Source organism: Companilactobacillus halodurans (assembly GCF_009600995.1).
Taxonomy (GTDB): Bacteria; Bacillota; Bacilli; order Lactobacillales; family Lactobacillaceae; genus Companilactobacillus; species Companilactobacillus halodurans.
Map to the genome: position 1 here is coordinate 14,546 of NZ_VDFO01000010.1, position 25,849 is coordinate 40,394.

General features: G+C 35.7%; 29 protein-coding genes and 1 other annotated feature. Of the genes, 19 read left to right on the plus strand and 10 right to left on the minus strand.

What is annotated here, in order from left to right; translation table 11 throughout:
• Window positions 1–180, plus strand: a complete 180-nt coding sequence (locus FHL05_RS03600; RefSeq protein WP_153385738.1) for a hypothetical protein — start codon at window positions 1–3, stop codon at window positions 178–180.
• Window positions 181–347: 167 nt separating this feature from the next.
• Window positions 348–1,208 carry an NmrA family NAD(P)-binding protein gene (locus tag FHL05_RS03605; protein ID WP_153522026.1) on the plus strand — a complete coding sequence of 287 codons (861 nt, stop codon included), beginning with the start codon at window positions 348–350 and terminating at the stop codon, window positions 1,206–1,208.
• Between the two features lie 22 nt (window positions 1,209–1,230).
• Here the strand turns inward: FHL05_RS03605 and FHL05_RS03610 are convergent, their stop codons facing one another.
• Window positions 1,231–1,677, minus strand: coding sequence for an Rrf2 family transcriptional regulator (locus FHL05_RS03610; RefSeq protein ID WP_153385740.1), 447 nt, complete (start codon window positions 1,675–1,677; stop codon window positions 1,231–1,233).
• Window positions 1,678–1,881: 204 nt separating this feature from the next.
• Here FHL05_RS03610 and FHL05_RS03615 point away from each other — a divergent pair, with 204 nt between their 5' ends.
• From FHL05_RS03615 to FHL05_RS03630, 4 genes are all read left to right on the plus strand, one after another.
• On the plus strand, window positions 1,882–2,541 hold the full coding sequence (locus tag FHL05_RS03615) for a DUF6198 family protein (RefSeq protein ID WP_475392981.1): 660 nt from the start codon (window positions 1,882–1,884) through the stop codon (window positions 2,539–2,541).
• Window positions 2,542–2,674: 133 nt separating this feature from the next.
• On the plus strand, window positions 2,675–2,950 hold the full coding sequence (locus FHL05_RS03620; RefSeq protein ID WP_153385741.1) for a hypothetical protein: 276 nt from the start codon (window positions 2,675–2,677) through the stop codon (window positions 2,948–2,950).
• A gap of 136 nt (window positions 2,951–3,086) precedes the next feature.
• A complete protein-coding gene (locus FHL05_RS03625) occupies window positions 3,087–3,539 on the plus strand; it encodes a MarR family transcriptional regulator (RefSeq protein ID WP_153385742.1) in 453 nt (150 codons plus the stop codon).
• Between the two features lie 17 nt (window positions 3,540–3,556).
• Window positions 3,557–4,270 carry a B3/B4 domain-containing protein gene (locus tag FHL05_RS03630; RefSeq protein WP_153385743.1) on the plus strand — a complete coding sequence of 238 codons (714 nt, stop codon included), beginning with the start codon at window positions 3,557–3,559 and terminating at the stop codon, window positions 4,268–4,270.
• 61 nt (window positions 4,271–4,331) lie between these two features.
• Here the strand turns inward: FHL05_RS03630 and FHL05_RS03635 are convergent, their stop codons facing one another.
• The 3 genes from FHL05_RS03635 to FHL05_RS03645 form a co-directional block, all read right to left on the minus strand.
• The gene (locus tag FHL05_RS03635; protein WP_153385744.1) at window positions 4,332–5,522 is read right to left on the minus strand and encodes an MFS transporter; all 1,191 of its coding nucleotides are present in this window, start codon (window positions 5,520–5,522) and stop codon (window positions 4,332–4,334) included.
• A 113-nt stretch (window positions 5,523–5,635) separates the two neighbouring features.
• Window positions 5,636–6,391 carry an NrtR DNA-binding winged helix domain-containing protein gene (locus tag FHL05_RS03640; protein WP_153522028.1) on the minus strand — a complete coding sequence of 252 codons (756 nt, stop codon included), beginning with the start codon at window positions 6,389–6,391 and terminating at the stop codon, window positions 5,636–5,638.
• Between the two features lie 136 nt (window positions 6,392–6,527).
• Window positions 6,528–6,839: a DMT family transporter gene (locus FHL05_RS03645; protein ID WP_153385746.1), complete on the minus strand. Its 312-nt coding sequence runs from the start codon at window positions 6,837–6,839 to the stop codon at window positions 6,528–6,530.
• A 175-nt stretch (window positions 6,840–7,014) separates the two neighbouring features.
• Between FHL05_RS03645 and FHL05_RS03650 the strand changes: the two genes are divergently transcribed.
• The 11 genes from FHL05_RS03650 (at window position 7,015) to FHL05_RS03700 (ending at window position 18,821) form a co-directional block, all read left to right on the plus strand.
• Window positions 7,015–7,731, plus strand: coding sequence for a hypothetical protein (locus tag FHL05_RS03650; RefSeq protein ID WP_153385747.1), 717 nt, complete (start codon window positions 7,015–7,017; stop codon window positions 7,729–7,731).
• A 5-nt stretch (window positions 7,732–7,736) separates the two neighbouring features.
• Window positions 7,737–8,354, plus strand: coding sequence for an AAA family ATPase (locus FHL05_RS03655; RefSeq protein WP_162000193.1), 618 nt, complete (start codon window positions 7,737–7,739; stop codon window positions 8,352–8,354).
• A 120-nt stretch (window positions 8,355–8,474) separates the two neighbouring features.
• Window positions 8,475–9,182 (plus strand): AzlC family ABC transporter permease, encoded by a 708-nt coding sequence (locus FHL05_RS03660; RefSeq protein ID WP_153385749.1) that lies wholly within the window; start codon window positions 8,475–8,477, stop codon window positions 9,180–9,182.
• Window positions 9,169–9,495 carry an AzlD domain-containing protein gene (locus FHL05_RS03665; RefSeq protein WP_153385750.1) on the plus strand — a complete coding sequence of 109 codons (327 nt, stop codon included), beginning with the start codon at window positions 9,169–9,171 and terminating at the stop codon, window positions 9,493–9,495. Before FHL05_RS03660 ends, FHL05_RS03665 begins: the two co-directional genes overlap by 14 nt.
• 206 nt (window positions 9,496–9,701) lie before the next feature.
• Window positions 9,702–10,661 (plus strand): zinc-binding dehydrogenase, encoded by a 960-nt coding sequence (locus tag FHL05_RS03670; protein ID WP_337692543.1) that lies wholly within the window; start codon window positions 9,702–9,704, stop codon window positions 10,659–10,661.
• A gap of 60 nt (window positions 10,662–10,721) precedes the next feature.
• Window positions 10,722–11,882, plus strand: a complete 1,161-nt coding sequence (locus FHL05_RS03675; RefSeq protein ID WP_153385752.1) for a cation:proton antiporter — start codon at window positions 10,722–10,724, stop codon at window positions 11,880–11,882.
• An 89-nt stretch (window positions 11,883–11,971) separates the two neighbouring features.
• The gene (locus FHL05_RS03680; protein WP_153385753.1) at window positions 11,972–13,072 is read left to right on the plus strand and encodes a lactate oxidase; all 1,101 of its coding nucleotides are present in this window, start codon (window positions 11,972–11,974) and stop codon (window positions 13,070–13,072) included.
• Window positions 13,073–13,208: 136 nt separating this feature from the next.
• The gene (locus FHL05_RS03685) at window positions 13,209–14,969 is read left to right on the plus strand and encodes an ABC transporter ATP-binding protein (protein ID WP_153385754.1); all 1,761 of its coding nucleotides are present in this window, start codon (window positions 13,209–13,211) and stop codon (window positions 14,967–14,969) included.
• Window positions 14,959–16,752, plus strand: a complete 1,794-nt coding sequence (locus FHL05_RS03690; protein ID WP_153385755.1) for an ABC transporter ATP-binding protein — start codon at window positions 14,959–14,961, stop codon at window positions 16,750–16,752. Before FHL05_RS03685 ends, FHL05_RS03690 begins: the two co-directional genes overlap by 11 nt.
• 24 nt (window positions 16,753–16,776) lie before the next feature.
• The gene (locus FHL05_RS03695) at window positions 16,777–17,646 is read left to right on the plus strand and encodes a DUF3737 family protein (RefSeq protein WP_153385756.1); all 870 of its coding nucleotides are present in this window, start codon (window positions 16,777–16,779) and stop codon (window positions 17,644–17,646) included.
• Window positions 17,646–18,821 carry a MalY/PatB family protein gene (locus FHL05_RS03700; protein WP_153385757.1) on the plus strand — a complete coding sequence of 392 codons (1,176 nt, stop codon included), beginning with the start codon at window positions 17,646–17,648 and terminating at the stop codon, window positions 18,819–18,821. Before FHL05_RS03695 ends, FHL05_RS03700 begins: the two co-directional genes overlap by 1 nt.
• A gap of 60 nt (window positions 18,822–18,881) precedes the next feature.
• On the opposite strand, the gene FHL05_RS03705 is transcribed toward FHL05_RS03700, so the two are convergent.
• On the minus strand, window positions 18,882–19,568 hold the full coding sequence (locus FHL05_RS03705) for a hypothetical protein (protein WP_153385758.1): 687 nt from the start codon (window positions 19,566–19,568) through the stop codon (window positions 18,882–18,884).
• An 83-nt stretch (window positions 19,569–19,651) separates the two neighbouring features.
• Window positions 19,652–20,368 carry an alpha/beta family hydrolase gene (locus FHL05_RS03710; RefSeq protein ID WP_153385759.1) on the minus strand — a complete coding sequence of 239 codons (717 nt, stop codon included), beginning with the start codon at window positions 20,366–20,368 and terminating at the stop codon, window positions 19,652–19,654.
• 89 nt (window positions 20,369–20,457) lie between these two features.
• Window positions 20,458–20,687, plus strand: a binding site (T-box leader).
• A gap of 59 nt (window positions 20,688–20,746) precedes the next feature.
• Between FHL05_RS03710 and asnS the strand changes: the two genes are divergently transcribed.
• Both asnS and FHL05_RS03720 read left to right on the plus strand, forming a co-directional pair.
• Window positions 20,747–22,138 carry an asparagine--tRNA ligase gene (gene asnS, locus FHL05_RS03715; RefSeq protein ID WP_153522030.1) on the plus strand — a complete coding sequence of 464 codons (1,392 nt, stop codon included), beginning with the start codon at window positions 20,747–20,749 and terminating at the stop codon, window positions 22,136–22,138.
• Window positions 22,139–22,228: 90 nt separating this feature from the next.
• Window positions 22,229–22,456, plus strand: coding sequence for a hypothetical protein (locus FHL05_RS03720; RefSeq protein WP_153385761.1), 228 nt, complete (start codon window positions 22,229–22,231; stop codon window positions 22,454–22,456).
• A gap of 52 nt (window positions 22,457–22,508) precedes the next feature.
• Here FHL05_RS03720 and FHL05_RS03725 read toward each other — a convergent pair whose 3' ends face one another.
• From FHL05_RS03725 to deoC, 4 genes are all read right to left on the minus strand, one after another.
• On the minus strand, window positions 22,509–22,787 hold the full coding sequence (locus FHL05_RS03725) for a SemiSWEET family transporter (RefSeq protein ID WP_153385762.1): 279 nt from the start codon (window positions 22,785–22,787) through the stop codon (window positions 22,509–22,511).
• Between the two features lie 193 nt (window positions 22,788–22,980).
• Window positions 22,981–23,976, minus strand: a complete 996-nt coding sequence (locus FHL05_RS03730) for a tRNA-dihydrouridine synthase (RefSeq protein WP_162000194.1) — start codon at window positions 23,974–23,976, stop codon at window positions 22,981–22,983.
• A 125-nt stretch (window positions 23,977–24,101) separates the two neighbouring features.
• Window positions 24,102–24,821, minus strand: coding sequence for a GntR family transcriptional regulator (locus tag FHL05_RS03735; protein ID WP_153385763.1), 720 nt, complete (start codon window positions 24,819–24,821; stop codon window positions 24,102–24,104).
• An 18-nt stretch (window positions 24,822–24,839) separates the two neighbouring features.
• Window positions 24,840–25,583, minus strand: coding sequence for a deoxyribose-phosphate aldolase (gene deoC, locus FHL05_RS03740; RefSeq protein WP_153385764.1), 744 nt, complete (start codon window positions 25,581–25,583; stop codon window positions 24,840–24,842).
• Between the last annotated feature and the right edge of the window lie 266 nt (window positions 25,584–25,849).

Sequence of the window (25,849 nt, forward strand, 5' to 3'; positions counted from 1 at the left end):
ATGGATGAAACAGGAACATGGCTTGCAAAAGAGATTTCTGAGTTAGCTAAAAAGCAAACCGCCTATGAGAATCGTGCCTTCTTGTTGGCAATGAAAAAAGTTGTTAAAGAACAAAACGAACGAACCGAACTTCTAAAAGGTGAAGTAGATGGCAGACTCTGGAATCATGAACAATGGTAATAAATAAATAATATAAGTAGCTGTTTATCTGATTGGTGATTTAAAATATAAGATAAACAGTTTTTTTAAATTGAAATGTTAGTTAACACTAGTAATACAAAAGACAATCATTTTGACTGGTTGTAACTGAGACGGTATCATGTCTTTAAACGGGGGGCAATAATGAAATGAAATATATTTTAACTGGAGCAACAGGACATTTAGGCGGTCAAATTTATCAAGAACTTATCAAATTAGTATCGAGCCATGATGTAACTGCTGCCGTTCATACGGTTTCAAAAGCTAATCATTTAAAAGAAGCTGGTTCAACAATTGTACCGATTGATTTTTTAGATGAGGATTCTTTAGTTTCAGCATTTAAGAATCAGGATGTTTTAATTTATGTGCCTAGCAAGAGTCACAGCAGTTTTAGTCGAGTCAGTGAATTAGAAAATGTTATTGAAGCTGCTAAAAAAGCTAACATTGGTCATATGTTAGCCATGGGATTCATTGCTGATCAGATAAATAATCCCTTTGATTTGTCGGCATTTTATGGCTACTTGCCACGTCGTTTAGCTTCAAGTGGCTTGTCTTATACGATTATTAGAAACGCTTTATATGCAGACCCATTGGTACCTTATTTGCCAGAGTTGATTGAAAGAAAGAATATTATTTATCCAGTTGGGAAAGAAGCTTTGACATTTATCAGTCTAAAAGACAGTGCCAAGGCTTTTGCAAAAGTGGCTGCTACTAAAGAATTGTTGAAGAATGGAAAAATCTATACCTTCACTCAGACTAAAAATTACACGATGCCACAATTGGCAGAAGTTTTGTCTGATGTTGCAAAATCTAAAATTGGTTATCAACCAGTAACTTTAGCAGAATTCGCCCAAATTTATAATGAAGGAAACGAAGGCCACATGTTGTCATCCATGTATGATGCTGGTGGTCGTGGCTTGTTATCTGAAGTCAGTCTCGATTATCAAAGCGTGATGGGACATCCGGCTCAAGATTTAGAAGAATTTCTCAAAGAAAATTATCAAGCGTAATCAAAAAGAGGTTTATCAATTCCTATTGGGAATCGGTAGACCTCTTAATTTTTTGTTCAACTAGAATATTTTTGGTGATATCTTGTAAAGTAACGTCATTAAATTTTCGCAAAGCTGCCATTTGCGCATCTTCGTAATAACTGCTGAGAACTTTTTGAATGTTGCCACCCACAATGCAATTGCTATTAGTATGTGAATCGACTGTGAACAACTTTTTATTTCCTTCGACGGCTAAATAGATATCTAATAGGGTGATTTTATCTGAATCTTTAGATAATTTTGCTTCTGCAGTACCTTTTTTAGTATCGATCAAGTCAGCATTGCGTAAATTTCCCATTAATCGCCTCACGACGACAGGGGATGTTTCGATGCTTTTAGCAATCAGCTCACTAGATAGTTTTTGGTCTTTATAAATCTCAATAAAAGCTAAGATGTGAACTGAATCGCTGAATTTTGTAGAAACTCTCATTTGAATTACCTCAATATGCAACTTTTAATCATACAGCTAGTATCATATGATGAGCGTTTAGGTAAGTCAAATGTTAAAATATGTTTGCATAAAATGATAATTTTAATTAAATCTAAGATTAAAGAGCGGGTAAATCAGAATTCAATTGTCTTGCATGATGATTTCAAAGTAGTATCATCAAACTTATTGTGAGGAGTGATATGCATTAAAAATTCAATACAAACGAGGACTGTAGGTCTTGTTGCTGGCTTGATTTTGAATGCCTTTGGTAATGGCCTTTGTATCTCGGCAGATATGGGAAGTGGCCTGTGGACGGTTGCTGCTGTAAACTTGGATAAATGGTTGGGCTTAAATACTGGATTGTTATTATTTATTTTTGGAGTTATCAATGCCTTGACTAACCAAGTCTTAATTAAACATTTTGATGGTAAAAGATTAGTCGGTGAAGTCTTATATGTGATGTTCTTCAGTTATTTTGTTGATGTCTTCACCAATTTATTGAACAGCATGGGAATACCTAATTTACCAATGTTGATTAGAGCCGTATTATCTTGTTTAGGAGTTGTTTTCTTCTGTATTGCAATTTCGCTTTACCAAAGAGCCAATATTGTTATGCATCCTAATGATGATACAACTAATATTTTGCGTTTCTTCTACTTAAAGGGTAATGCTACAGCTGCTCAAGTAATTGACTTTTTGCCACCAATCATCTTGATTATCATTGCTGGAGTTGCTTTAAAAGCAGTTTATTCAGTCAATGTCGGAACATTGTTCTCCTTTATTTTCAACGGGATTTTAATTGCGACTGCAGATAAATGGATCTGGCCCGCTTTGAAACATAATTTTAAGACACAAAATGATTAATATTTCAAAATAACTCAATACGCTGAAATTTTTTCTGATTCGTTATATAATGTGATTACAGGATTTAGGAAACGCTTACAAAAGTGACCGAATCCTGGATGAGTTTTAATAATTAATTAGGTGGTGCGTATTGATGAAATTAAACGACAATACCGAGGCAAAGAAAGTGTTATCGGAGCTGTATACCGATATTAATAATGCAAAGAACTTAGACAAAGAAGATTATAGTAAAAATTTTGTTTTAAAAACCTATAATTTATTAGATAAGAATTATTCATTCCAGTACCTATTTGGTAGATTACGTGATGATCGTAAAGTACAAGCTGTTTTGAATAAAATGGACAATGGGGTTGATTATAAAGAATCAATTGACCAATTTGCACATAATGTTGGTTATGCCATCAATTAAACTTAAAATAGAATAAGTTTCACTAGTTATAAGCGACTCGTCATATTTTGATGAGTCGTTTTTTTAATTCAAATAATGTTGCAAACGCAACAAAAAGAAGATACAATGTCTTCTAGATGAAAGGAAGTAAAACTTTTTGGTAGACATTTTAAGGTCGATTGGCGTGATTGCTAGGTCATTAGATTCAATCAGTAATATTGAATTTAAAGAATATAATTTGACTAAAGGTCAATATTTATATTTAGTGCGGATCTATGAAAATCCAGGAATTATTCAAGAAAAATTAGCTGGGATGATTAAAGTTGATCGCACGACGGCAGCACGAGCAATTAAAAAATTAGAAAATAATGGTTTGATTGTTCGTAAACAATCACAAGATAACCGTAAGGAGAAAAGACTCTTCGTGACCAAAAAGGGGAGCGATATCTATCCAATCATTCATCGAGAAAATATTTATTCCAATAAGGTTGCTTTAAAAGGATTAACTAGTGATGAGAAAAAGTTGGTAGCAAAACTCCTTAAGGTGGTTGAAAAAAATACTGCTAGCGATTGGGAATATGTAAAAAAAGGTAATAAACGGATTTATTAAGATTAAGGAGAATTTAAATGACAAAAGTAGTTGTTGATAATAAATTTTGGGAGTTATTCCCGGAGGCACAAATTAGTACTTTAACGATTCATGGAATCGATAATCATGTGGATGAAAAAGATGATCCTTATTTTGCAAAACTTTTAAGTGATGCAACTGAAGAGTCAAAGCAGTTTATCACAGATGAAACTTTCCGTAAAAATGAAGTTATTGATGAATGGCGCCAGGCTTTTCGAGAATTCAAAACTAAAAAGGGCGCAAGATGTTCAATTGAAGCTTTGTTGAAGAGGGTCAGCCAAGGACATGAATTTTCACCAATCAATCCTCTAGTTGATATTTATAATAGTATCTCGTTGAAATATGGAGTTCCTTGCGGTGGCGAAAATCTTAATGCCTTTGATGGCGATATGCATTTGGGAGAAGCCTCTGGAGGCGAAAGCTTCAAACCTCTAGGAGCAACTGAAGATTCACCAGCACTTCCCGGGGAAATCATTTATTATGATAATTCAGGAGCCATTTGTCGTTGCCTAAACTGGCGTGAAGCCCAAAGAACGATGTTGACTGAAGATACAACTGATTCGGTTTTGGTTATTGAAGCAATCAATCAAAAGCAAGCTCAACGTGCTCAAGAAGCAATCGTTGAACTAAAAGAATTGATTGAGAAATATTTCAAGGTTGATGGCAAGATTGAACATCTAACTAAAGACCATGTAGAAACGATTAATTTATAAAATAAAAGACGCAATTCTGACTTTTTTAAAGTCAGAATTGCGTCTTATTTATTTTTGGTGGTTATTGTTGGTCGCGGTCGACCATTCCAAAGGTTAGAACGATGATACCAAGGATTAGAGCTACAACGAAGTAGAAGAAGACAACGGGAATGCTGATGCCCATTCCTAAAGAAATACCAATCAAGTAAGGTCCAATAGTAGCACCAATTCGACCAATTGATTGAGTAAATCCGATTCCCATACCACGTAATTCCATTGGATATTGCGTTGGTGTTAAAGCAATCAGAATTCCCCAGGCTCCTAAAGTAAAGAACGATAACATCGCTGCACTAAGGATAACGAGCCAAGTTTGTTGGGCTGTTCCGAATAAAAAAGCACCGACAATTGTTCCAGCTAAGTATATTGTTAGAACTTTTTTACGACTGATTTTACCCATTAAAACAGCGGCTAAGTAATAACCTGGTAATTGAGCAAAACTCATGATTAAAGTGTAGCCAAAACTATGAACGATTGAAAAGCCACGTTTAACTAGAACACTAGGCAACCACAAGAAGAGTCCATAGTAAGTAAACATAATGATGAACCAAAGAATACTCAAGCAAAGAGTTGATCTTCTAAAATCTGAAGACCAGATTTGGGAAAGAGAAATCTTAAGATTCATCTTTTCGTTTTTGACATTGGTCTCATCTGGCAAATGACGACGAATGACTAGGGTATACAAAGCCATGATTGAAGTAATGATTACTGTAAATCTCCAACCAAAGACTGGCATGAATAAGAATGCCAATAGCGAAGCAGCAATCCAACCGATTGCCCAGAAACTATCAACTAAAATCAACATTCTAGAGCGCTTGTGGCCAGAAAAAGCGTCCGCAATAATTGTGGTAGCAACTGGTAACTCTCCACCCAAGCCGATTCCGGTTACGAAACGGACGAAGAGAAATTGTGAAACGTTAGTTGTTAGGGCAAGACCGAGGTTACTAACTGAAAAAATCAATAACGTTATAATAATAATATTCTTCTTACCAAATTTATCGGCTAGATATCCAAACAATACGGCACCGATAATCATTCCCACGGTTGTAATTGAACTTACTAGTCCAATCTGTCCATCAGCAAGGGCCCATTCCTTTTTGATCAAGGGCATGATGAATGATAGTAAAGCAACATCTAAAGCATCGAATAACCAAGCAGTTCCGATAACGAAGAGTAATTTTAAACCACTCCTATCTTTTACCTGTACATTATTCAAAAGCCAAGTACCTCCTAAAATTATATTAGTTTATTACTATTTTTATTAAAGGTAAAATTTACCTTAAATAGCATAAAATAAGACTAGCATTAGTCTTATTTAAGTGCAAGCTATTATGCTAATTTGTATAATTTTGCAGGCCGACCGCTCTTGCCATGCTCAATGCCGACTTCAGAAAATAGGTGGCCGTGGGTCTTACGAAAGTTCGAGTTATCAATCTTTTCAACAGGTTCTTTTAAAAAGACAGCATAAACTTTACGAGCTTGTTTGAGTGTAAAGTTATCGCCAAGAATCAATAAAATCGTGGGCAAATAATCAAGTCGATTTCTGATGCGTTTAAATGCTAAACGTAAAATCAAGGCGTGATCGGACACGAGATTGTTTTCACTATTAAACTTTTGAATATTATTATAGAATTCATTTTCATTTATATTTTCATTGAGTGTTTCAAAGACTAATTGTTGATTTTTTAGAAGGTATTGTTGGTCATTGTGATCGACTTCAAACCATTTGACATCTTTAGCCCCATACCCAGGCGTCAACTCAGGCAAGTAGGGTAAATAAGTCATATAGGTCAGAGCAATTTCTCTTCCCGTGATAGTCCGCTTGATATTGCTGAAAGTCGCCAGTTGTTCGGTATTAAAGTTGGATAAATCAATGCCCATCTTTTCCTTCACCAAGCGTAAAGATGCTTCTTCCGCATTTTCGTTAGCACGTAATAGTGTCGTAGGCAATCCCCAGCGATTGGCATTTGGACCAAGCGAGTTTTGAACTAAAAGAACTTGAACTTTATCTGTTTGACAGTTGTAACCCCAAACAATGTTAACGATATTAATCATTAGATTATTATTTAATTTTGAATCCTGCATTTGCGACGACACCTTCTAATTATTGATAAATTAATTATAATTTACTTCTCGTCTAGTTCCAACAATCTGAGGTTTTATTATTGGTAGAAAGTAAAAAAAAGAGTAAATTCATGTTAAATGAATTTACACTTTTTGCCTAAAAAACGTTGATCAGGACAGTTCCTGATACTACCAAAAATAATCCAGCTACTGAGTATAGCGATAAGGATTCGTGGTAAAAGACGATTCCAGCGACCGTCACCAATATCAATCCAACGCTACCCCATGTAGCGTAGGTTAAGCTCAAAGGAAGTCTCTTTACAACATGGGACAAAATGAATAGGCATATTAGATATGACATTAATGTTCCCACCGTCGGTAATAAATTGGTAAAACCGTCAGTTTTCTTTAAAAGAGATGTTCCCAGTACTTCAAAACCGATTGACATCATTAATAGTAAGTAGTTCATAAGCATTTCCTCGGTCCAATTTTTTCTCCCAATATCATACCTGATTTTTTTAAAAAAGACACTCATTTTTTGAAAAATATTTTTATTTTTTTCATTCCAAAAATATTGACTTTGAAAGAAATGTAAGGCCATATATTGGTGGTTATTTATTAATTAAGTGAAAGTGGTGGTCAAAATGCTGTCATTTCAAGATGAATGGGCAATTTTTAAACTACAAATGAAGATAGCTTTAGAAGATAAAATAGCTTTTTTCTATACTTTAGTGATTCCAGCAGCAATGCTTTTCATAAATAAAAGCCAAAATTTTCAAGACAATGCGTCTATTTATATTTATTGGTCTTACATTGTGGTCAGTACTATTTTAAATGGCTTTTTATTGAATTTAGTTCGTCTACGAGAAAATGGTTTTCTTAAAACTTTCTCTTATATCGTTGGCTCTAAATATCCAATTATAATTACATCATTATTCGTTCAGTTATTGATTATTCAAGTTGAAATTTTACTATTCAATTTTGTAGTGACAATTTTTATTACCAAAGTTTCTTGGGTGACGTTTTTATACGGTTTTTTGACCACTTTTTGGGCGACAATCGCATGTGCAGCAATGTTATCAGGCTTATTGCTATTAAAAGTCAAACAAGCTTCATTTAACATTTTGATAAATCTTTTTTTATTGCTTGGTTTGATTTTTCTAGGACTTCATCCAAGTGGAATTTGGAAATATCTTTTAACCATTATTAATCCTTTTCAATTGATTGATGTTTTATATGCAATTCACTATCATTATCATCTCCTGGGAGTGGTAGTTTTAACTTTCACAATCATTTATTTGATATTTAGCTTCTTTGTTTTTATGAAAATGTCTATTAAGAGTCAGATGAAACGGGTGTAATGATTATGAAGATTGAAGATTTTAGTTTTAATTATAAGTCAAATGTCATTTTTGATCGGGTGAATTTTTACTTTGAAGATAAACAAATAAATTTTGTTTTGGGCGAAAATGGTTCTGGAAAGACAACCTTACTTGATCTGATTGCTGACGTCGATTCGACTCGACCCAAGAACTTTGTGGGCTTTCCGCCACCAGCACAAATAGCTTATTTGTCACAGGGCAATAATTTTAATGATGAATTGACAGTTAATGATATTTTAAAGTTTTTACCGCAATTAACGGATGTTAATAAATTCAAAACGCCAGCAGTAATTAAAAAGTTAAAGAATGTTAAATTTGGAGACCTCTCTGGTGGTGAAAGAAGAATTGTTTTAGTATTTATTAACATTGTGATTGAACGAGAATTATATATCTTTGATGAACCAGAAACTGGCATTGATTTAAAGCAATCTCAGGAAATTTTTGTTTGGCTCCGGGAATTAGTTGAAAGAGGTAAGACAGTTATTATAACGACTCATAAGCTCGATAATATCAGTGACATTGATAATGTGAATTATATTAAGAATGAGCAAGAAGTTTTAGTGGATAATTTTTTGAAGGTAAAATCACGAATGGCCTTCTAAATTTTAGGTTTGTCTACCTGAAATTTAGAAGGCTTTTTTGTCCCTACTCTAATTGACTTTTAATTTAATTATAATTAATATTAATATTTATATATATCTATTTTTGAGAGGGATGAGTCTATGGACGATAGTTTAAGCGTTGACAGTGCTATCAAAGACACGCTGCCAACAGTATTTGGATATATAGGAATTGGGATTTCATTTGGAATTGTCGCTGCTGCAGCTGGATTGAGCGTCTTGAATGCCACCTTGATGTCAATGATAGTTTATGGAGGATCAGCACAATTCATTTTGGTCAGTTTACTAACGATTGGCACGCCGATGGTGTCGATTATTTTGTCAGTTTTTCTGGTCAATTCGCGGATGATTTTGATGAGCATGACGACCGCTAATTTCTTTAAAAAGAATTCGCTTTTAGAGAATATTCTGGTCGGCAGTCTGATTACTGATGAGAGTTTTGCACTGAGTATGAACAAGCTGAACTTTACCGATGGTAAATTGTCATTCAAATGGTTCAATACAGTGAACTTACTAGCTTATCTAGTTTGGGCAGCCGCTACCATGGTTGGGGCAATGTTAGGCAAAGTTATCAGTGACCCCAAACAATTGGGGCTGGACTTTGCTTTGGTCGCTATGTTCATCGGTTTGTTGTACCTGCAAATCATCAATGACCACTCGATTTCTTTGAAAGTTCAATTGTTGGTGGTTTTGATTATGTTGCCGTTAGTTTATTTTGGACTGATTTTTATTTCCAGCGACCTGTTGATTCTAGTTGTTACCTTGATAGGTTGCACGTTAGGGGTGATCTTGAAACATGCCATCGACTGAATTTATAATCTGGACCATTATCGGTTGCGGGGTCGTGACTTTGTTGTCTAGAATCATGCCATTTATTTTATTGAAGAAATTCAATTTGCCAGCTAAAGTCGTAGAATTTTTAAGTTTCGTACCAATCACGATTATGGCGGCACTTTGGTTTGAAAATCTCTTTGAACAACGCTTAGGTCAACTACCACAAATTGATTACGCTAATTTATTGGCCTCGGTTCCAACCGTTTTAAGCGCTATTATCACCAAAAAATTATTAGTCATCGTCGTTGTGGGGATAATATCCTTGGCATTCGTACGATTAGTTATTTAGAAGAGAGCGGAATATAACATGGTCAGCTTTCGAGCATTAAGGCAAATAGCCCCTGGTAATCGTACTTTGATTACCAGGGGCTATTTGTTTTAAGCACAAAAAGCTATGTTATATTCCGCGTTTATGCTGCAAATTTAGGGAAAAAATAATTATATCTCAAACTCATTTTTTTGCACTTTTCTTCTATAATGGAATTGATAAAAGGGGTGAAGAATATGAAAGCAGTAGTTGTTAGACATGCAGGTGGACCAGAAGTTTTGGAATATACCGACGTAAAAACGCCTAAGGTAAGACCAGGCTGGTCATTAGTTCAAGTTAAAGGTTTTGGTATCAATCATTCGGAGATTTTTACTCGAGAAGGGCAATCACCCTCTGTGAAATTTCCAAGGATTTTAGGAATTGAATGTGTCGGTGTTGTTTTTGAGAGCACGAGTGACGATTTAAAAGTTGGTCAAAAGGTAATCTCCATTATGGGAGAGATGGGTCGAGCCTTTAATGGCTCTTATGCTGAATATGTACTTTTGCCAAATGAGCAAATTTATCCAGTTGAGACCAAGTTAGCTTGGAAAGATTTAGCGGCAGTTCCCGAAACTTTCTATACTGCTTTTGGTTCATTGAAATATTTAAATGTAGCAAAAGATGATTCAATTTTGATTCGTTCAGGTGCTAGTGGCGTCGGTGTGTCAGCTTTGAGATTGCTCAAGGCAAAGTATCCGGAGATTAAGGTTACAGGCTCTGTTCGGAAAATGAGTAAAGCAGAAACGCTCTTTGACAATGGTTACGATGCTGTTGTTGAAGATCAAAAAGGTAAATTAATTACCTCTAAGAAGTTCGATAAGATTCTAGAATTAGTTGGTCCCGCGACATTAAAAGATAGTTTCAAACACGTTTTAAATGGCGGCATTGTTTGCTCAACTGGTGAATTAGGCGGCCAGTGGAATATGGATGGCTTTGAACCGATCGGCGATATTCCTAATGGCACTTATTTGACTTCCTTTAGTTCAGGTGAAGTTGATGCGCAGAAATTGAATGAAATGCTTACTTATATCGAAAAATATCATGTTCCCGTTGCTCCAACGAAAGTTTATTCACTAAGTCAGGTCAAGGAAGCTCATGAGTACTTAGAAAGTGGTCACAATATAGGTAAAGTTGTAGTAGTACTTTAAATTTTTCATATTGGATAAAATATTATATCATCGAAGGTGATTAAAGAGAGGAATAATAATATGGAAAAATTCTCATTGATTATAGTTCTATTTGCGGCCTTAGCGACACCGCTGATAACCGCAAAGTTTCATCTCCAACGAATGCCAACGGCTATTTCTGAAATTTTAATGGGAATAATCCTTGGTAAAACGGGATTAAATATCATTCAGCCCGATACTGGAGTACAGTTTATTGCTAACTTAGGTGTGATTATGCTGATCTTTTTAGGAGGAATGGAAATTAATTTTTCCCTAATGAAACCAAAAGAAGATGAAGATTCTTTTTCGCCATTAGGAGCTTCTGTTAAGGGGTTTTTGACGATTTTAGGGATGTCATTAATTCTTAGTGGAATCTTGTATGTCACAGGCATATTTAATGACTTTATTTTATCGGTTATTTTGATTAGTACGATTGCTTTAGGGGTCTTGATTTCATTTCTTAAAGAAGCAGGTTTGTTAGATTCTGAATATGGACAAACTATTTTACTAACTTCTGCTTTTGGTGAATTCATTCCACTAGTAGCCCTAACCGTTTATTCGGCTGTTCAACAAAAGAATTACTTGTCCGTTTTCGGATTGCCGGTAATTTTTATTATCGCTATTTTCTTGTTGCGGCGTTTCAACCGTATTTATGACTTTTTTGAAGATATCGATAAAACAACGACGCAATTAGATATTCGCTTAGCTTTCTTTTTGATTTTTACTTTGGTAACTTTTGCCGAACAAATTGGTGCTGAGAACATTTTAGGAGCCTTTTTAGCCGGAGTGGTTATGAAATTACTTCAACCAGGAGAGGAAACTGAAGAAAGATTGAGTTCAATGGGTTATGGATTCTTTATCCCTGTTTTCTTCATTACCACTGGAGTAAATTTGAATTTAAGAACGCTGTTAACTAATAAGATGGCTTTGATTCTGATTCCAGTCTTCTTAGTTGCCTTTATTATTTCTAAAGGAATTATTTTCTTTGTCTTTAGAAAGAGATTCGGTAAACGCTTGTCACTGGCAGCGGCTGTTTTGACGTCGACAACTATTACGATGGTCTTGCCAATTCTTGAAGTTGGGAGAAACCTGAAATTGATTAGTACAGCCCAATCGGGTTCCATCACTTTGGCCGCCATTATCACTTGTATAATTGGCCCAATGGTCTTTAATAAGATTATTAAAAATAAGTCTATATCATAATTTATATATAGGAAGAAATACCGACATATTTTACCTTGGTAGGTTAGAATGATCATGTAAATTGAATAAGATAAAGGACGGGATTTTTAATGAAGAAAAAATATGAAGCAAGTACTGCTGAAAATCATATTGATATTGTTAATATTGCTAGTCTTGAAGGTCGTGTCAAAGACCATATGAGTAACGAGAAGGGTGCCTTTGGTTATATCAGAGGTGGCTCTGAAGACGAATGGACGATGAGACAAAATACCGAAGCCTTTAATGATAAAGAAATTATGCCTCGGGTTTTGCAAGGTATCGATCACGCCGACTTGTCAACAAAATTATGGGATATTGACTTGAAGACCCCAATTATTCAAGCTCCATCAGCTGCTCAAGGATTGGCTAACGCTAAAGGTGAAGTTGATACAGCTAAAGGTGTTGCTGATGCTGGTTCGATTTTTTCAATCAGTACTTACGGCAGTACTGCAGTTGAAGATGCTGCCAAAGCTGCTCCTGATGCACCACAATTCTTCCAGTTATATATGAGTAAAGATGATAAGTTTAATGAATTTCTCTTGAAGAAAGCTGTTGCTGCTGGCGTTAAAGCTATTATTTTGACCGTTGATTCAACTTTAGGTGGTTATCGTGAAGCTGATATCATCAATAAGTTCCAATTTCCATTACCAATGCCTAATTTAGCTGCTTATAGCGACAGTGATGGTGAAGGCAAGGGAATTTCCGAAATTTACGCTGCTGCAAAACAAGGCATCGTGCCTTCAGATATTCAAAAGATCAAGGATATTACGCATCTACCTGTTATCGTTAAGGGCATCCAATCACCATATGATGCGCAATTGGCTATTGAATTCGGTGCCGATGGTATTTGGGTCTCTAATCACGGTGGCCGTCAACTAGATGGTGGTCCTGCTTCCTTTGAAGTTTTGCCATACATCGCAGAAATCGTTGATAAACGTGTGCCTGTTATCTTTGATAGTGGCGTAAGACGTGGCGAACACGTCTTTAAGGCTTTAGCAAGTGGGGCTGACTTGGTTGCTATCGGTCGTCCAATTCTTTATGGATTGAACCTCGGTGGTGCTCAAGGTGTCACAGATGTAATCGAACACTTGAACAAAGAGTTGTCGATTACCATGCAACTTGCTGGAACTAAGAGTATCAATGAAGTTAAAAATACTGACTTGATTGATTAAATTAAAATATTTATGAAAAAGAAGTGTGATTTTTCAATTTTTTTGAGAAATCACGCTTTTTTTGTTGCCTTAAAGTTGACTTTAGGGTGTAGAGTAAGAGCTAATACAAATTTGTAGAATATGAGGTGAGGTGAAGTTGGGGATTTTCTCTCGCTTACAATGGTTTTTTAAACGACAGTGGCGACAATACCTAATTGGCGTGATTGCATTGATTCTAGTCGCGATTTGCAATGTGATTCCACCCAAGATTATTGGGAATGTCGTCGATGCCGTTAGCACCAACAGTATGACTAGTCATTACTTGATTATTAATATGATAGTTTTATTTTTCGTAGCGATTCTCCAATATTTATTACGTTTTTTATGGCAGAAGATGATTTATGGCAGTTCTTATGTCTTGGAACGTGATTTGCGGAGTCGCTTATTTCGTCATTTCATGAAAATGGACAGTACCTTTTATAAAAAATGGCGGACGGGTGATTTGATGGCACATGCAACAAATGATATCGATGCCGTCAGAGACGTTGCTGGTCCTGGTATTTTAACCTTTGCTGATTCATTGATTACCGGAACATCAATGATTTTAGCGATGGGGATGTTCATTAATTGGAATTTAACGATTTTGGCGGTTTTGCCGCTGATTTTATTAGCTGTGATGGCAGATATCTTAGGTGGCAAAATTCACGTTGCCTTTAAAAAATCCCAAGCAGCTTTTTCAAGTATCAATAATAAGACTCAAGAAAGCGTCGTTGGTATCAAGGTTTTAAAAGCTCTCGGTCAGGAACAGGCCGATGAACAAGACTTCGACAAATACGTCCAAAAAAATATTCGTGCTAATAAACGCTCTTATCGTTTGGATGCGATGTTTGATCCTTTGACGACTTTGATCATGGGTATTTCGTATACTTTAACGATTATTTTTGGTGGATTAGCAGTCCTAAATGGTCGCATTACGATTGGTCAATTGGTTTCGTTCATTACTTATATGGCGGAATTAATGTGGCCTATGTATGCAGTTGGCAGTTTATTTAATTTATTGGAACGCGGGTCCGCTAGTTATGATCGAATCAGTGATCTATTAGCTGAGAAATCATCCTTAGTGCAACCTAAGAATGCCATTACAACAGTGCCGAGTGGCACTTTAAAATTTGATATAGATTCATTCCGTTATCCAGATGACAAAAAGATAGCTTTGCGTGATGTCCATTTCGACTTACAAGCCGGTAAAAGTTTAGGCATCGTGGGTCCAACTGGCGGTGGCAAATCGACCATTATTAATTTATTGATGCGAGACTTTGACCACTATCAAGGAGTTATCAAGGTCGGTAAAAATGATATTCGCGATTACGACCTAGATAGCTACTTGGATAAAATCGGTTACGTTCCACAGACTAATTTCTTATTCTCAACTAACGTCCGTGACAATATTCGATTTGCTGATATCGAAGCTAGTTCAGAGGCAGTTTTGAGTGCTAGTAAAATTGCTGATTTGGATGGCGATGTGAAGCAGATGGTCGATGGTTACGATACACAAGTTGGCGAATTAGGCGTTTCTTTATCAGGTGGTCAAAAGCAACGTTTGGCAATTGCTCGAGCTGTTTTGAGCAATCCTAAATTGTTGATTTTAGATGATTCTTTATCAGCGGTTGATTCTAAAACGGAACGACATATTGAACAAAGAATCGCGAAAAATCGTCAACAAGGGACGACTATCATTGCAGCTAGTCGTTTGAGTTCAGTTGAAAATGCTGACCAAATTATTGTTGTCTCTAAGGGCACGATTGTTGAACAAGGTACTCATCAAGAGCTTTTGCATCAGTCTGGTTGGTACGCTGACACCTTCAATTTACAAGCAAAAAATGCTGAATTAGAAGGGAGGCTGAGTCATGAAAAATGAGCAAGAAAAAGCTAATGATGAAGTAAAAGCACTAACTTGGAAACAACGTCGTCAGGTTTTAAAAAGACTCTTCAAATTTGCCGGCTTTTTTAAACGCCAATTTGGAATCGCAATTGCTTTTGCAATCATCTTAAGTATTATCAATGTTTTATTGCCAAGAATGTTGCAATTTTACATGGATAATTATTTGACCCATCAAAGTACCGGCATGAAGATTATTCTTGGTTTTGCGGCGTTATATGCTTTGGGAACGATTATCAAAGCGGTTGTCCAGTTTATTCAAGAATTTGCCTTTTCGATGGGGGCAGAGCGAACACTTGAAAAAATCAGAAGTGAATTATTTCAAAAATTGCACTCGTTAGGATTGAATTATTTTGACGTCACGCCAGCTGGTTCAATCGTTTCACGGGTCACTAATGATACTAAGACGCTGTATAACTTTTGGACATTGTTCTTGCGGATTTTAGTTGCCTTCTTTTCAATGGTTTCAGCTTTTGTTGCCATGGTTTCAGTAAACTTGACATTAGCTTTATTGACAGCTTTATTTGTTTTGATTTTGTATTTGTTAGTTTGGCTTTATCAACGTTTGAGTTCAAAGATTTATCAGCATTTACGTGAGTATTTGAGTCAAATCAATACGAAATTGAATGAGTCGCTGATGGGAATTGGCATTATTCAACAATTTGGACAGCAAAGACGAATGACCTCGGAATTTGAGGGCCGCAACAACGCTTATTTCCAGATGCGTAATAAGATGATTAACGTCAACGCCTTTTTGCTTTACCCAACGATCAGTTTGATGTTCGTCTTAGCAGAAGTTATCTCGTTAAGTGGCTTTGGTTTCAATAGCATGCACACATTTGTCGCTGCAGGTGTGATTTATGCTTTCCTATCCTACCAACAAAACTTTTTCAATCCCTTATCTGATGTCATGAACTATATGTCATTTTTCCAAGATGGTCTGATAGCAGGGTTTAGAATCATGAAATTGTTTGATAATAAAACTTACGCGCCTCAACAAAATGAAACGAGTACAAAAGAGATTACCGAAGGAAAAATTGAGTTTCGACACGTTACTTTTAGTTACGTACCGGAAAAAATTGTCTTAAAAGACGTTTCTTTTGTCGTAGAACCTGGTCAAACGGTAGCCTTTGTCGGACACACCGGGAGTGGCAAAAGTTCGATTATCAATCTTTTATTGCGCTTCTATGAGTTCGGTCAAGGACAAATTTTAATCGATGATCATGATATTCGTGATTACTCGACGAAGGAATTGCGCAAAAAATTAGGTTTAGTTATCCAAGAACCATATCTCTTCTATGGAGATGTAGCTAAAAATATCCGGATGTTTGATGAAACTATCAGTGAAGAACAAATAGAACAAGCTGGAAAGTTCGTTGATGCCGATGGTTTTATTCAAAAATTACCAGGAAAATATCATGCTAAAGTCTCAGAAAGAGGAGCCAGCTTTTCAACTGGTCAACGACAATTGATTTCTTTTGCCAGAACGATTGTCAGAAATCCTAAAGTACTGATTTTAGATGAAGCCACAGCTAATATTGATCCACAAACAGAACAAAGTATTACGCGTGGCCTTAAAAAGATGCGTGATGACAGAACTACGATTGCCATTGCCCATCGTTTGTCGACCGTTCAAGATGCCGACCAAATCCTAGTTTTGAGTCAAGGCAAGATTATTGAACGAGGCACGCATGAGCAATTATTGGCTCAAGGTGGTCATTACGCTGAATTATATGAATTACAAATGGCAAATGAAAAATAATAATAAATGGAAGTAATTATAGATATGAACAAACAAATCAATGAAGGTTATTATGATGGCGAAAGACCATTATTTAAAATGCATGACGCCGATTTAATTGATACAACTTTTGGTCAAGGCGAATCACCTCTTAAAGAAAGTCGTGATTTAAATCTTGATAACGTAACTTTTAAATGGAAATATCCACTTTGGTATGCTAAGAATATTCAAGTTGCCAACAGTATTTTTGAAACGATGTCTCGTTCAGGAATTTGGTATACCGAAAATATTGAAATCACTGATTCAGCATTGCAGGCACCAAAATTGTTCCGTCGTGCTAGCAAAATTAATTTAAGAAACGTTCACTTTGCGGATGCTGAAGAAACGCTTTGGACTTGCGATGATATTAGAATGGAAGATGTCCAAGTCAACGGGAATTATTTTGGTAAAGATAGCCAAAATATCTACGCTGACAACCTCAATGTTGTTGGTAACTACGTTTTCGATGGGGCCAAGAATGTTGAAGTCCACAACTCAACTTTTATTTCTAAAGATGCTTTTTGGAACTGCGAGAATGTTACAATTTATGATTCTAAAATCAGTGGCGAATATTTGGCTTGGAACACGAAGAATCTGACTTTAATCAATTGTACGATTGCAAGTGACCAAGGGCTTTGTTATATCGACAATTTGAAGATGGTCAACTGTAAGGTTTTGAGAACAGATTTGGCTTTTGAATATTGCTCAAATATTGATGCTGAGATTACAACTAATGTAATGAGCATTAAGAATCCAATCAGCGGTACGATCAAGGTTAAATCAGTCGATGATGTTATTTTTGATGATCCTGAAATTGACTCTGATCAAACTGAAATTGAAATCACCAGCAACATTACTGAAGGGATGCATAATTAATGGATTACGATTTTGAAACGCTCAACAAAAAACGAGATGGCAATTCGGCTAAGTGGGATGTTAAAAAAGGCGAGTTGCCAATGACGATTGCTGATATGGATTTCAAAACGGCTCCAGAAATTGTTCAGGCCTTACAAGACAAGATAGCGATGGGATTATTCGGTTATGAAGAAATTCCTCCAGAATATTTTCAAGCAGTTGCTGATTGGTACCAAAAAGAACATCAAGTGCGCCTTAAAGAAGAGTGGATGATTTTTGCAACTGGAGTAGTTCCAGCTATTTCTTCAGCAGTCAGACGCTTAACATCTCTTGGCGACAATGTTTTAGTCCAAGCACCTGTCTATAACATTTTTTATAATTCAATTGTCAATAGCGGTCGTCACGTAGTCTCAAATGATTTGGTCTACGATAAAAAATTACGACAATATGCAATTGATTTTTCTGATTTGGAAAAAAAGTTGCGTGATCCATTAACCAATATGATGATTCTTTGCAATCCACATAATCCAATTGGAAAAATTTGGTCGATTGATGAATTAACTAAAATTGCTAGACTTTGTCAACGATATGATGTCAAACTTTTCAGCGATGAAATTCATGGAGATATCACGCTTGGAAGTGAAGGGTATCACCCAATTTTTGGCTTAGACCAACAATACTTGCGTAACGTTGTGGTGGCAGTTTCGCCAAGTAAAACTTTTAACGTCGCGGCACTGCATGCGGCAACGATAATCGTTCCGGATGAAAACTTACGAGCTCAAGTTAGCCGAGGACTCAACAGCGAGGAATTAGCCGAACCCAATTTTGTAGCTATTCCAGGAACTATTGCGGCCTATACAAAGGGTGGACCTTGGTTAAACGCTTTAAAGGATAAATTGTTGAGCAATCGCAAATTGATTTTAGCTACTATTGATGAAATCCCTGGAATTTATTGGGTGCCAAGTGAAGCAACTTATTTACTTTGGTTCGATACATCTGAAATTACGAAAGATTCTAAAATCTTAACAGAATTTATTCGAAAAGATACCGGCTTGATTATTACTCCTGGAGATGTATATGGTGGCGATGGTCAAAACTTTATCCGAATGAATATTGCCAGTCCGACAGAAATGATTGTGGATGGCTTGAATCGTTTGAAGAAGGGTATTGCTGATTTTCGTGCAAATTTTAAATAAAACAATTAAAAAAGTCGTTGAATGAATTATTCACTCAACGACTTTTTTCGTCTTTATAAATTAATTAATTGTTTGATGTTGTGGCGTTAGACGCGATCCTGAAATCAACAGCGTGTACGAGTTGACCCCAAAGAAAGCAATTATCACCATTAAGCCGGTTAAGAAGAAACCGGCAAACATGAATCCGAGCCCAAGTACCAATCCAAAAACTGCAAAGAAACTCATTAGCAGTTTAGCTGTTTTAACAAGGCTTGATTCGGTTTTGAAGGCAGAATGATAAAGTGTATCGATTTTTTGCGATTTATAAACAGTCGAATCGGCTTTATGCAATTCAAGTGTCAGTTGATAAGGTTCAAAATAAGTTTTAATCGTATCCTCACCAAATTCATTCGTTACAACTTTCTTATATTCTCCACCAGAAATTTTGAGGGTCGGATACGAATCTTGTTCTGAAACATTTCTGAATCCTTGACTCAAATTGATAGAACCGAGAGTAACGCTCTTTGAATTCCAAAAGTTAGCTTTTACGCTGACTTTATTATTAGAAATCACCCATTTAACATTCAGTGAATCGAGATTTTCTAATTGATAAATTTTAAAAATGAACTTATTTTTAAGAATTTGCTTGTCAGTCAATCCTTCATAAATATCTTCTGGATTAACATCCCTGATGTAATCAAGATATCCTTCAATAAATTCATTAGCATCCTCAGTTAAAAACAATTTTTTCTTAAATAAGATAGTCATAATTCCCCCAGAAATTGTAACGATTAGTTACAGTATAACAAAAATGTATGCGCTTTTGTGGAAAACTATGAAAACGCTTTAATTTATTCACGAACGGATTGTTTTAACCATTTAATCAACAGGTTACTTATTAATATTTGCTGTTTTCTATTAGTAATAGTGGCTTTATTATCTCCTTTTTGTCTGCCATAGCTACCAAAGCCGGCGTGATTGCCACCTTGAATTACTTGATAAATAGTTTTGTTTGGTAGTAATTTTTTAGCTTGTTTATAGTGTGATTGATTTAAGACGCCGTCGTTTGTAGCGGTTAGTGATAATACAGGGACATTAATTTCATGTAAGTCGCCTTTCTTTTCAGGATAACTTGCTAAAAAGAAGACCGCCCGTAAGTTTTTTTGATGATTTTTGGCATAGCGGCTGGCCATAGTTCCGCCTAAAGAGTGTCCACCAATTACATAAGGCTGTTGGTTGTGAACCTTATTAGCAGCGTTCACATTCAAGACTGCTAAATCCAAAGGGAATTGGACGATGTAGACTGAAAATCCTGCCTGAGCGACTCTCGAGGCCCAAATACTGTAACTCTTTGGAGAAACCAATGCTCCAGGATAGAAAATAACCCTTGGCTTATCTTTTTGCCCAGGGAATTTAATTGTTCCATTAACGGTTTGAGAAGTTTTTGCAACAGAAATAGCTGAAGAGCTAGGAGAATATTCCTTATTTTTGACAACGATAACAGTAGTAAAAACGATGACTACTAGTAAGATAATTATCCCTAATAACCATTTAGTAAATTTTTTCATTTAAATCCCTCAATCTTAATTTAGAATCCTCCTATATTGTACTTTACAAGCTGTATGAAAATATGCTACATTTAAGAAAATTAATATGTAAGATATTAAAAGAAGGAGTACTATCTACTTTATCCACAGGGAGTTAAGACTAGTGAGACCTTAACGTGTCGGTATATAGGAAAAACATCTTTGTAAAATTCTGGCTGAAGTCGTAGTAGGTCAAGACGTTACCCAATGCGTTACAATTGGAAGATATGCTAAGCATATTTTGAGGTGTTTTTATAAAAAAACTTGGGTGGTACCGCGGAAAAGATCTTTCGTCCCTTTTATTAGGGATGGAGGATCTTTTTTAGTCCATAGTATTCCAATTTTAAAGAGGAGAAATCGATGCAAAACGTTTTAGTTAAAGATTTATACAAAAAAGAATTTGCTGATGGTGACAAAATCACTGTTTCTGGTTGGATTCGTACAATCAGAGGTTCAAAAAGAGTTGGCTTTATTGAATTAAATGACGGTTCATTCTTTAAGAATGTTCAAGTCGTTATTACTAGCGATATGGAAAACTACGCTGAAGTAGTTAAATATCCAATCAGTACAACTATCAAAGTTGTCGGTGAATTGGCACTTACTCCTAAAGCACAACAACCATTTGAAATTCACGCTACACAAGTGATTGAAGAAGGTTCATCTGATTCTGATTATCCATTGCAAAAGAAAGCTCACTCATATGAATTCATGAGAACAGTTGCTCATTTGCGTCCTAGAACCAATACTTTCTATTCAGTTTTCAGAATTCGTTCACTAGCAGCCTTTGCTATTCACGAATATCTACAACACAATGACTTTGTTTACATTCACGCACCAATCATCACAAGTTCCGATGCTGAAGGTGCTGGAGAAATGTTCCAAGTTACAACACTAGATATGAACAATGTTCCTAAGACAGACGATGGCAAAGTTGATTACGAAAAAGACTTCTTCAGAAAAGAAACTAACTTAACTGTTAGTGGTCAACTAGAAGTAGAACCATTTGCATTAGCTTTCCGCAATGTTTATACCTTTGGACCAACTTTTAGAGCTGAAAACTCTCATACCGGACGTCACGCTTCCGAATTCTGGATGATTGAACCAGAACTTGCTTTCGCTGACTTGAAAGATGAGATGGACTGTTCAGAAGAGTTGTTGAAATACGTTATCAACTATGTCATGGATCACGCTAAAGAAGAACTAGACTTCTTGAATGAAAATGTTGATAATACTTTGATTGACCGTCTAAAAGCTACAGCTGGCGAACAATTTGCTCACGTAACTTATACAGATGCTATCGATATCTTGGAAAAAGCAACTGACGTTGAGTTTGAAGTTAAACCTTACTGGGGCTTAGATTTAGATTCAGAACACGAACGTTACTTGTCAGAACAAGTTTACAAGAAGCCTGTCTTCATTACTGATTATCCAAAAGACTTCAAGGCCTTTTACATGCGTGCTAATGACGACGGCAAGACCGTTGCTGCAGCTGACTTGTTAGTTCCTGAAATCGGTGAATTGATCGGTGGATCACAACGTGAAGAACGTCTTGATAAATTGGAAAAGAGAATGGCCGAACTCGATATGAACGAAGACGACTACAAGTGGTACTTAGAATTACGTAAGTACGGTGGTACAGTTCACTCAGGCTTTGGTATTGGTTTTGAAAGACTAGTTATGTATATCACTGGTATGGAAAATATCAGAGATGTCATTGCTTATCCAAGAACACCAGGTAATGCTGAATTTTAATAATGTATCAAAAAAGCTTTAGAATCCAATCGGGTTCTAAAGCTTTTTTCGTACTTTTAGTTTAGAAAACAAATAAGGCGTGGTAAATTGATGCTAAAAATATTAATGACTACTAATAATCTGATGGATAGTAATATGATGAAAGAATTATCTGGAAATGTAATGGATCAAATGTGGGGATGGATATTCACAGCCGCTAGTGGACGAACTTTTGGAGCATTAATTATTTTGGGAATATTTTACAAAGTGTTTGAAATGTTATTACTAGGAACAATCGACAAATTGAGGAAACCCCAAAAAAGGCGAAGGAGAAAATAAAAAATCTTATGGTAAATTTTTTTACCATAAGATTAGATTAAAATATATTGATTTAGTTAAAAGTAAAAATTGCGGTAATAAATGTTGCGGCACCTAGAAAAATTCCAGGTACATTGGCCCAAATAATAGGCCAATCTTTCTTCTTTTGTAAAAATCCATAAGCAGTCCAGATAGTACAGTTGATAAAAGCCACTAATGGCTGAATAGGATTGCCTTTGCTCCCCGATAGATTCGAGAGAATTTGTGGAACGTACGAAACATACATAAGAACTGACATAATACTAGCAATTCGTCCAATTCTTTCTACTTTTTCTGTGCTGACTTTACTCATTTTGATTAACTTCCTTTCATTAATGATTTCAAATCAAAAATCTTAAATAGCACTAAAAAATTTCTCGGATTTAGACTAACCTAGACGTTTTGTATTGTCAATTAAAACACTCATGACAATGCTTTTGGTAGTAAAAAAACTAATTTAAGCCAAACTAAAAACCCATTGAGAATCGTCAATGAGTTTAAAATAATCAATTATTTTTTTGGAAATCATTTAAAATCTTACGAACGCCATCAGTGGTATCAGCAGTCATCATTTTATCACGCAAATTTTTGGCACCTAATTCATCACGGGCATAAATTTTAAAGAAGCGACGCAGTGATGGGAAACGTGGCAAATCGTAATGTTGTGAGAATTCATCAAAGAGGTTTAATTGCATTCGCAATAAATCTAATAATTCTTCCAATGAATGTTTGGTAGGATTTTTTTCGAAGGCAAATGGATTTGAAAAGACGCCACGACCAATCATAATTCCATCAAGTCCAGGATGTTCTTGGGCTAGTTTTACACCAGCTTTAAAATCTGGAACATCGCCATTGATTTGAATCAAAGTATTTTGGGCAATTTCATCGCGCATCTTTAAAATATCGTCAATGACTTCAAAGTGGGCGGGGACCTTGCTCATTTCCATTTTGGTTCTTAAATGAATCGTCAGTAATTCGACATTTTGGTTGAGTAATTCGGGAATCCAATCCTTATACTCTTCCAGTTTGCTATAACCTAGGCGGGTCTTGACGCTGACAGCTAGGCCAGACTTTTTGGCAGCAACGACTGCCGATTCCATCCATTCCGGATTACGTATTAAGTCGCTTCCACCGTGATTTTTAATGACAGTCTTATCAGGACAACCAGTGTTAATGTCAACGGCTTTAAAGCCTTGCTGTTTCAAAGCTATTGTGGCATTTTCAAAGTCAGTAGGGACATTACCCCAAAGTTGAACTACCGGCCGGTTTTTTTCCGTGGGTCCAATATAAAGTCGTCCATCAACTGGAAATTTAGTATTTGGATCAGTGATTCCTTTTGCATAAACGAATTCACTGAAAAAAGCGTCCGGTGCAGCTGCTTTAGCGATTACTTGTCGAAAGACAGTATTACTGACGGCTTCCATTGGTGCCATGGTAAAAAATGGTCGGTGCTCTGCTTTAGCATTTGCGACAATATTTGACCAATAAGTTGATTCTGTCACGTTGATTACTCCCTTGTTTTTAAACTACATCATTATATATTACTAGTTTGCGTAAAAAGAATCTAATTTTTAATTTCAAAAAAATAGCACAACCTTATCTATAAGAATAAGGTCGTGCTATTTGATTATCTTTTAATATAAATCTCGAAGGAATTAATGTCGCCACGATATTTGGCAATCGAGTACTCAGCTGGAACATCATCAGTAGTAAATCCAATTGTATGGAAATAAAAGATTGGGTCGTTCATATCGATGTTCAACATATCGGCTGTTGTCTCATCTGCCGCTAAAACTTCAATTTTTCGGCGGACTTGATCGATAGGGCAGCCATTAGAATTCATTGTTTCATAAAGCGAGACATCCTCAAAATCAAATTGGTCCATTTTAGGGAAAATTTTATAGGGGATGTAACTAGTTACGAGCACGACAGGTTGGTCATCAGCATACCTAAGTCGAACGAGTTTAAAGACATAATCATCTTTAGTTATTTTCAAGCTGTTATAAACCTCTTGAGTGGGAAGTTCTTTTTGTAAAAGAATGACGTGCGTTCTAGGAGTTAATCCTTTATTTTTCACCTCGTCATTATAACTTTCAATTACATGGGCGAATTCTTGTGAAATTTTATTTTGAACAACGATTGTGCCACGACGTTTTCTTTTAGCTAATAATCCCTTATTGACTAGTGCTTGAATAGCTTGACGGACAGTCGGACGGCTGACATGATAAATCTCCATTAATTCCGTTTCTTTGGGAATTAATGTATCAGGTTTATAAGTACCATTTTTGATTTTTGTCAAAAGGTCATGCTCAATAATTGTGTGCTTTGGTAAATTTCTACTGTCCATCCCTATAATCTCCTAAAACTATTTCATATTTTTCTTATAATCGCGATCAATCTTGATAGTGTCTACATTTTCATCTTGCATACGTTTCTTGATAGCATTGATGATTGGAATGCCGCTGCTTGCTCCGATACGGTCAGCCCCCGCACTGATCATTGCAAGAAAGTCATCTGAATTTCTAATTCCACCAGCCGCTTTAACAGAAACATCGTCGCCTACAACTGACTTCATCAACTTAACATCTTCGACTTTAGCGCCGCTAGGTCCAAAACCAGTTGAAGTCTTAATAAAATCAGGCTTAACTTCCTTGGCGATTTGGGCAACATGCTTGATTTCATCCTTTGTTAGATAAGCATTTTCAAAGATGACTTTGATCAATACGTTGTCTTCATGGCAAACGCGAACGATTTGTTCCATTTCATCTTTAATATAATCAAAATTACCATTCTTTACTTCAGTGATATTGATCACGTAGTCGATTTCGTTAGCTCCATTGTCAATTGCATTTTTAATATCAAAGAGCTTTGATTCTACAGTAGTTTGGCCAAGTGGAAAACTGATGGCTGCACCAATATCAATATCAGTATCTTTCAATTCATTATAACAAAGTTTTGATTGGACTTGATTGATAGCTACCATTCTAAAATGATACTTCTTAGCCTCATCGCATAACTTCTTCATATCTTTAGCTGAAGCGTAAGCATGCAAATTTGTGTGGTCTATTAATCTTGATAATTCATCTAACGTATATTCGTACTGTGTCATTTTAGGTCCTCCAAACATTTAATATGTTATTACATAATTGATAATATAATTACATATTTAGATAGTCAAGAAATTCCTTATAAATTTTATTATACTGGTCATTCAATTACATTAATAAATAATTCAATTTAAAATTAAATTTTTAATTTATGATGAAATATGTCTTAAGTAATTACATAAATGTTTCTGATAATAAAAAATTTTCCATTGTGTAATTTTTGAACGTGTAAGTTGAATTTAGATTGCAAAAATAATAATTTGAGGGC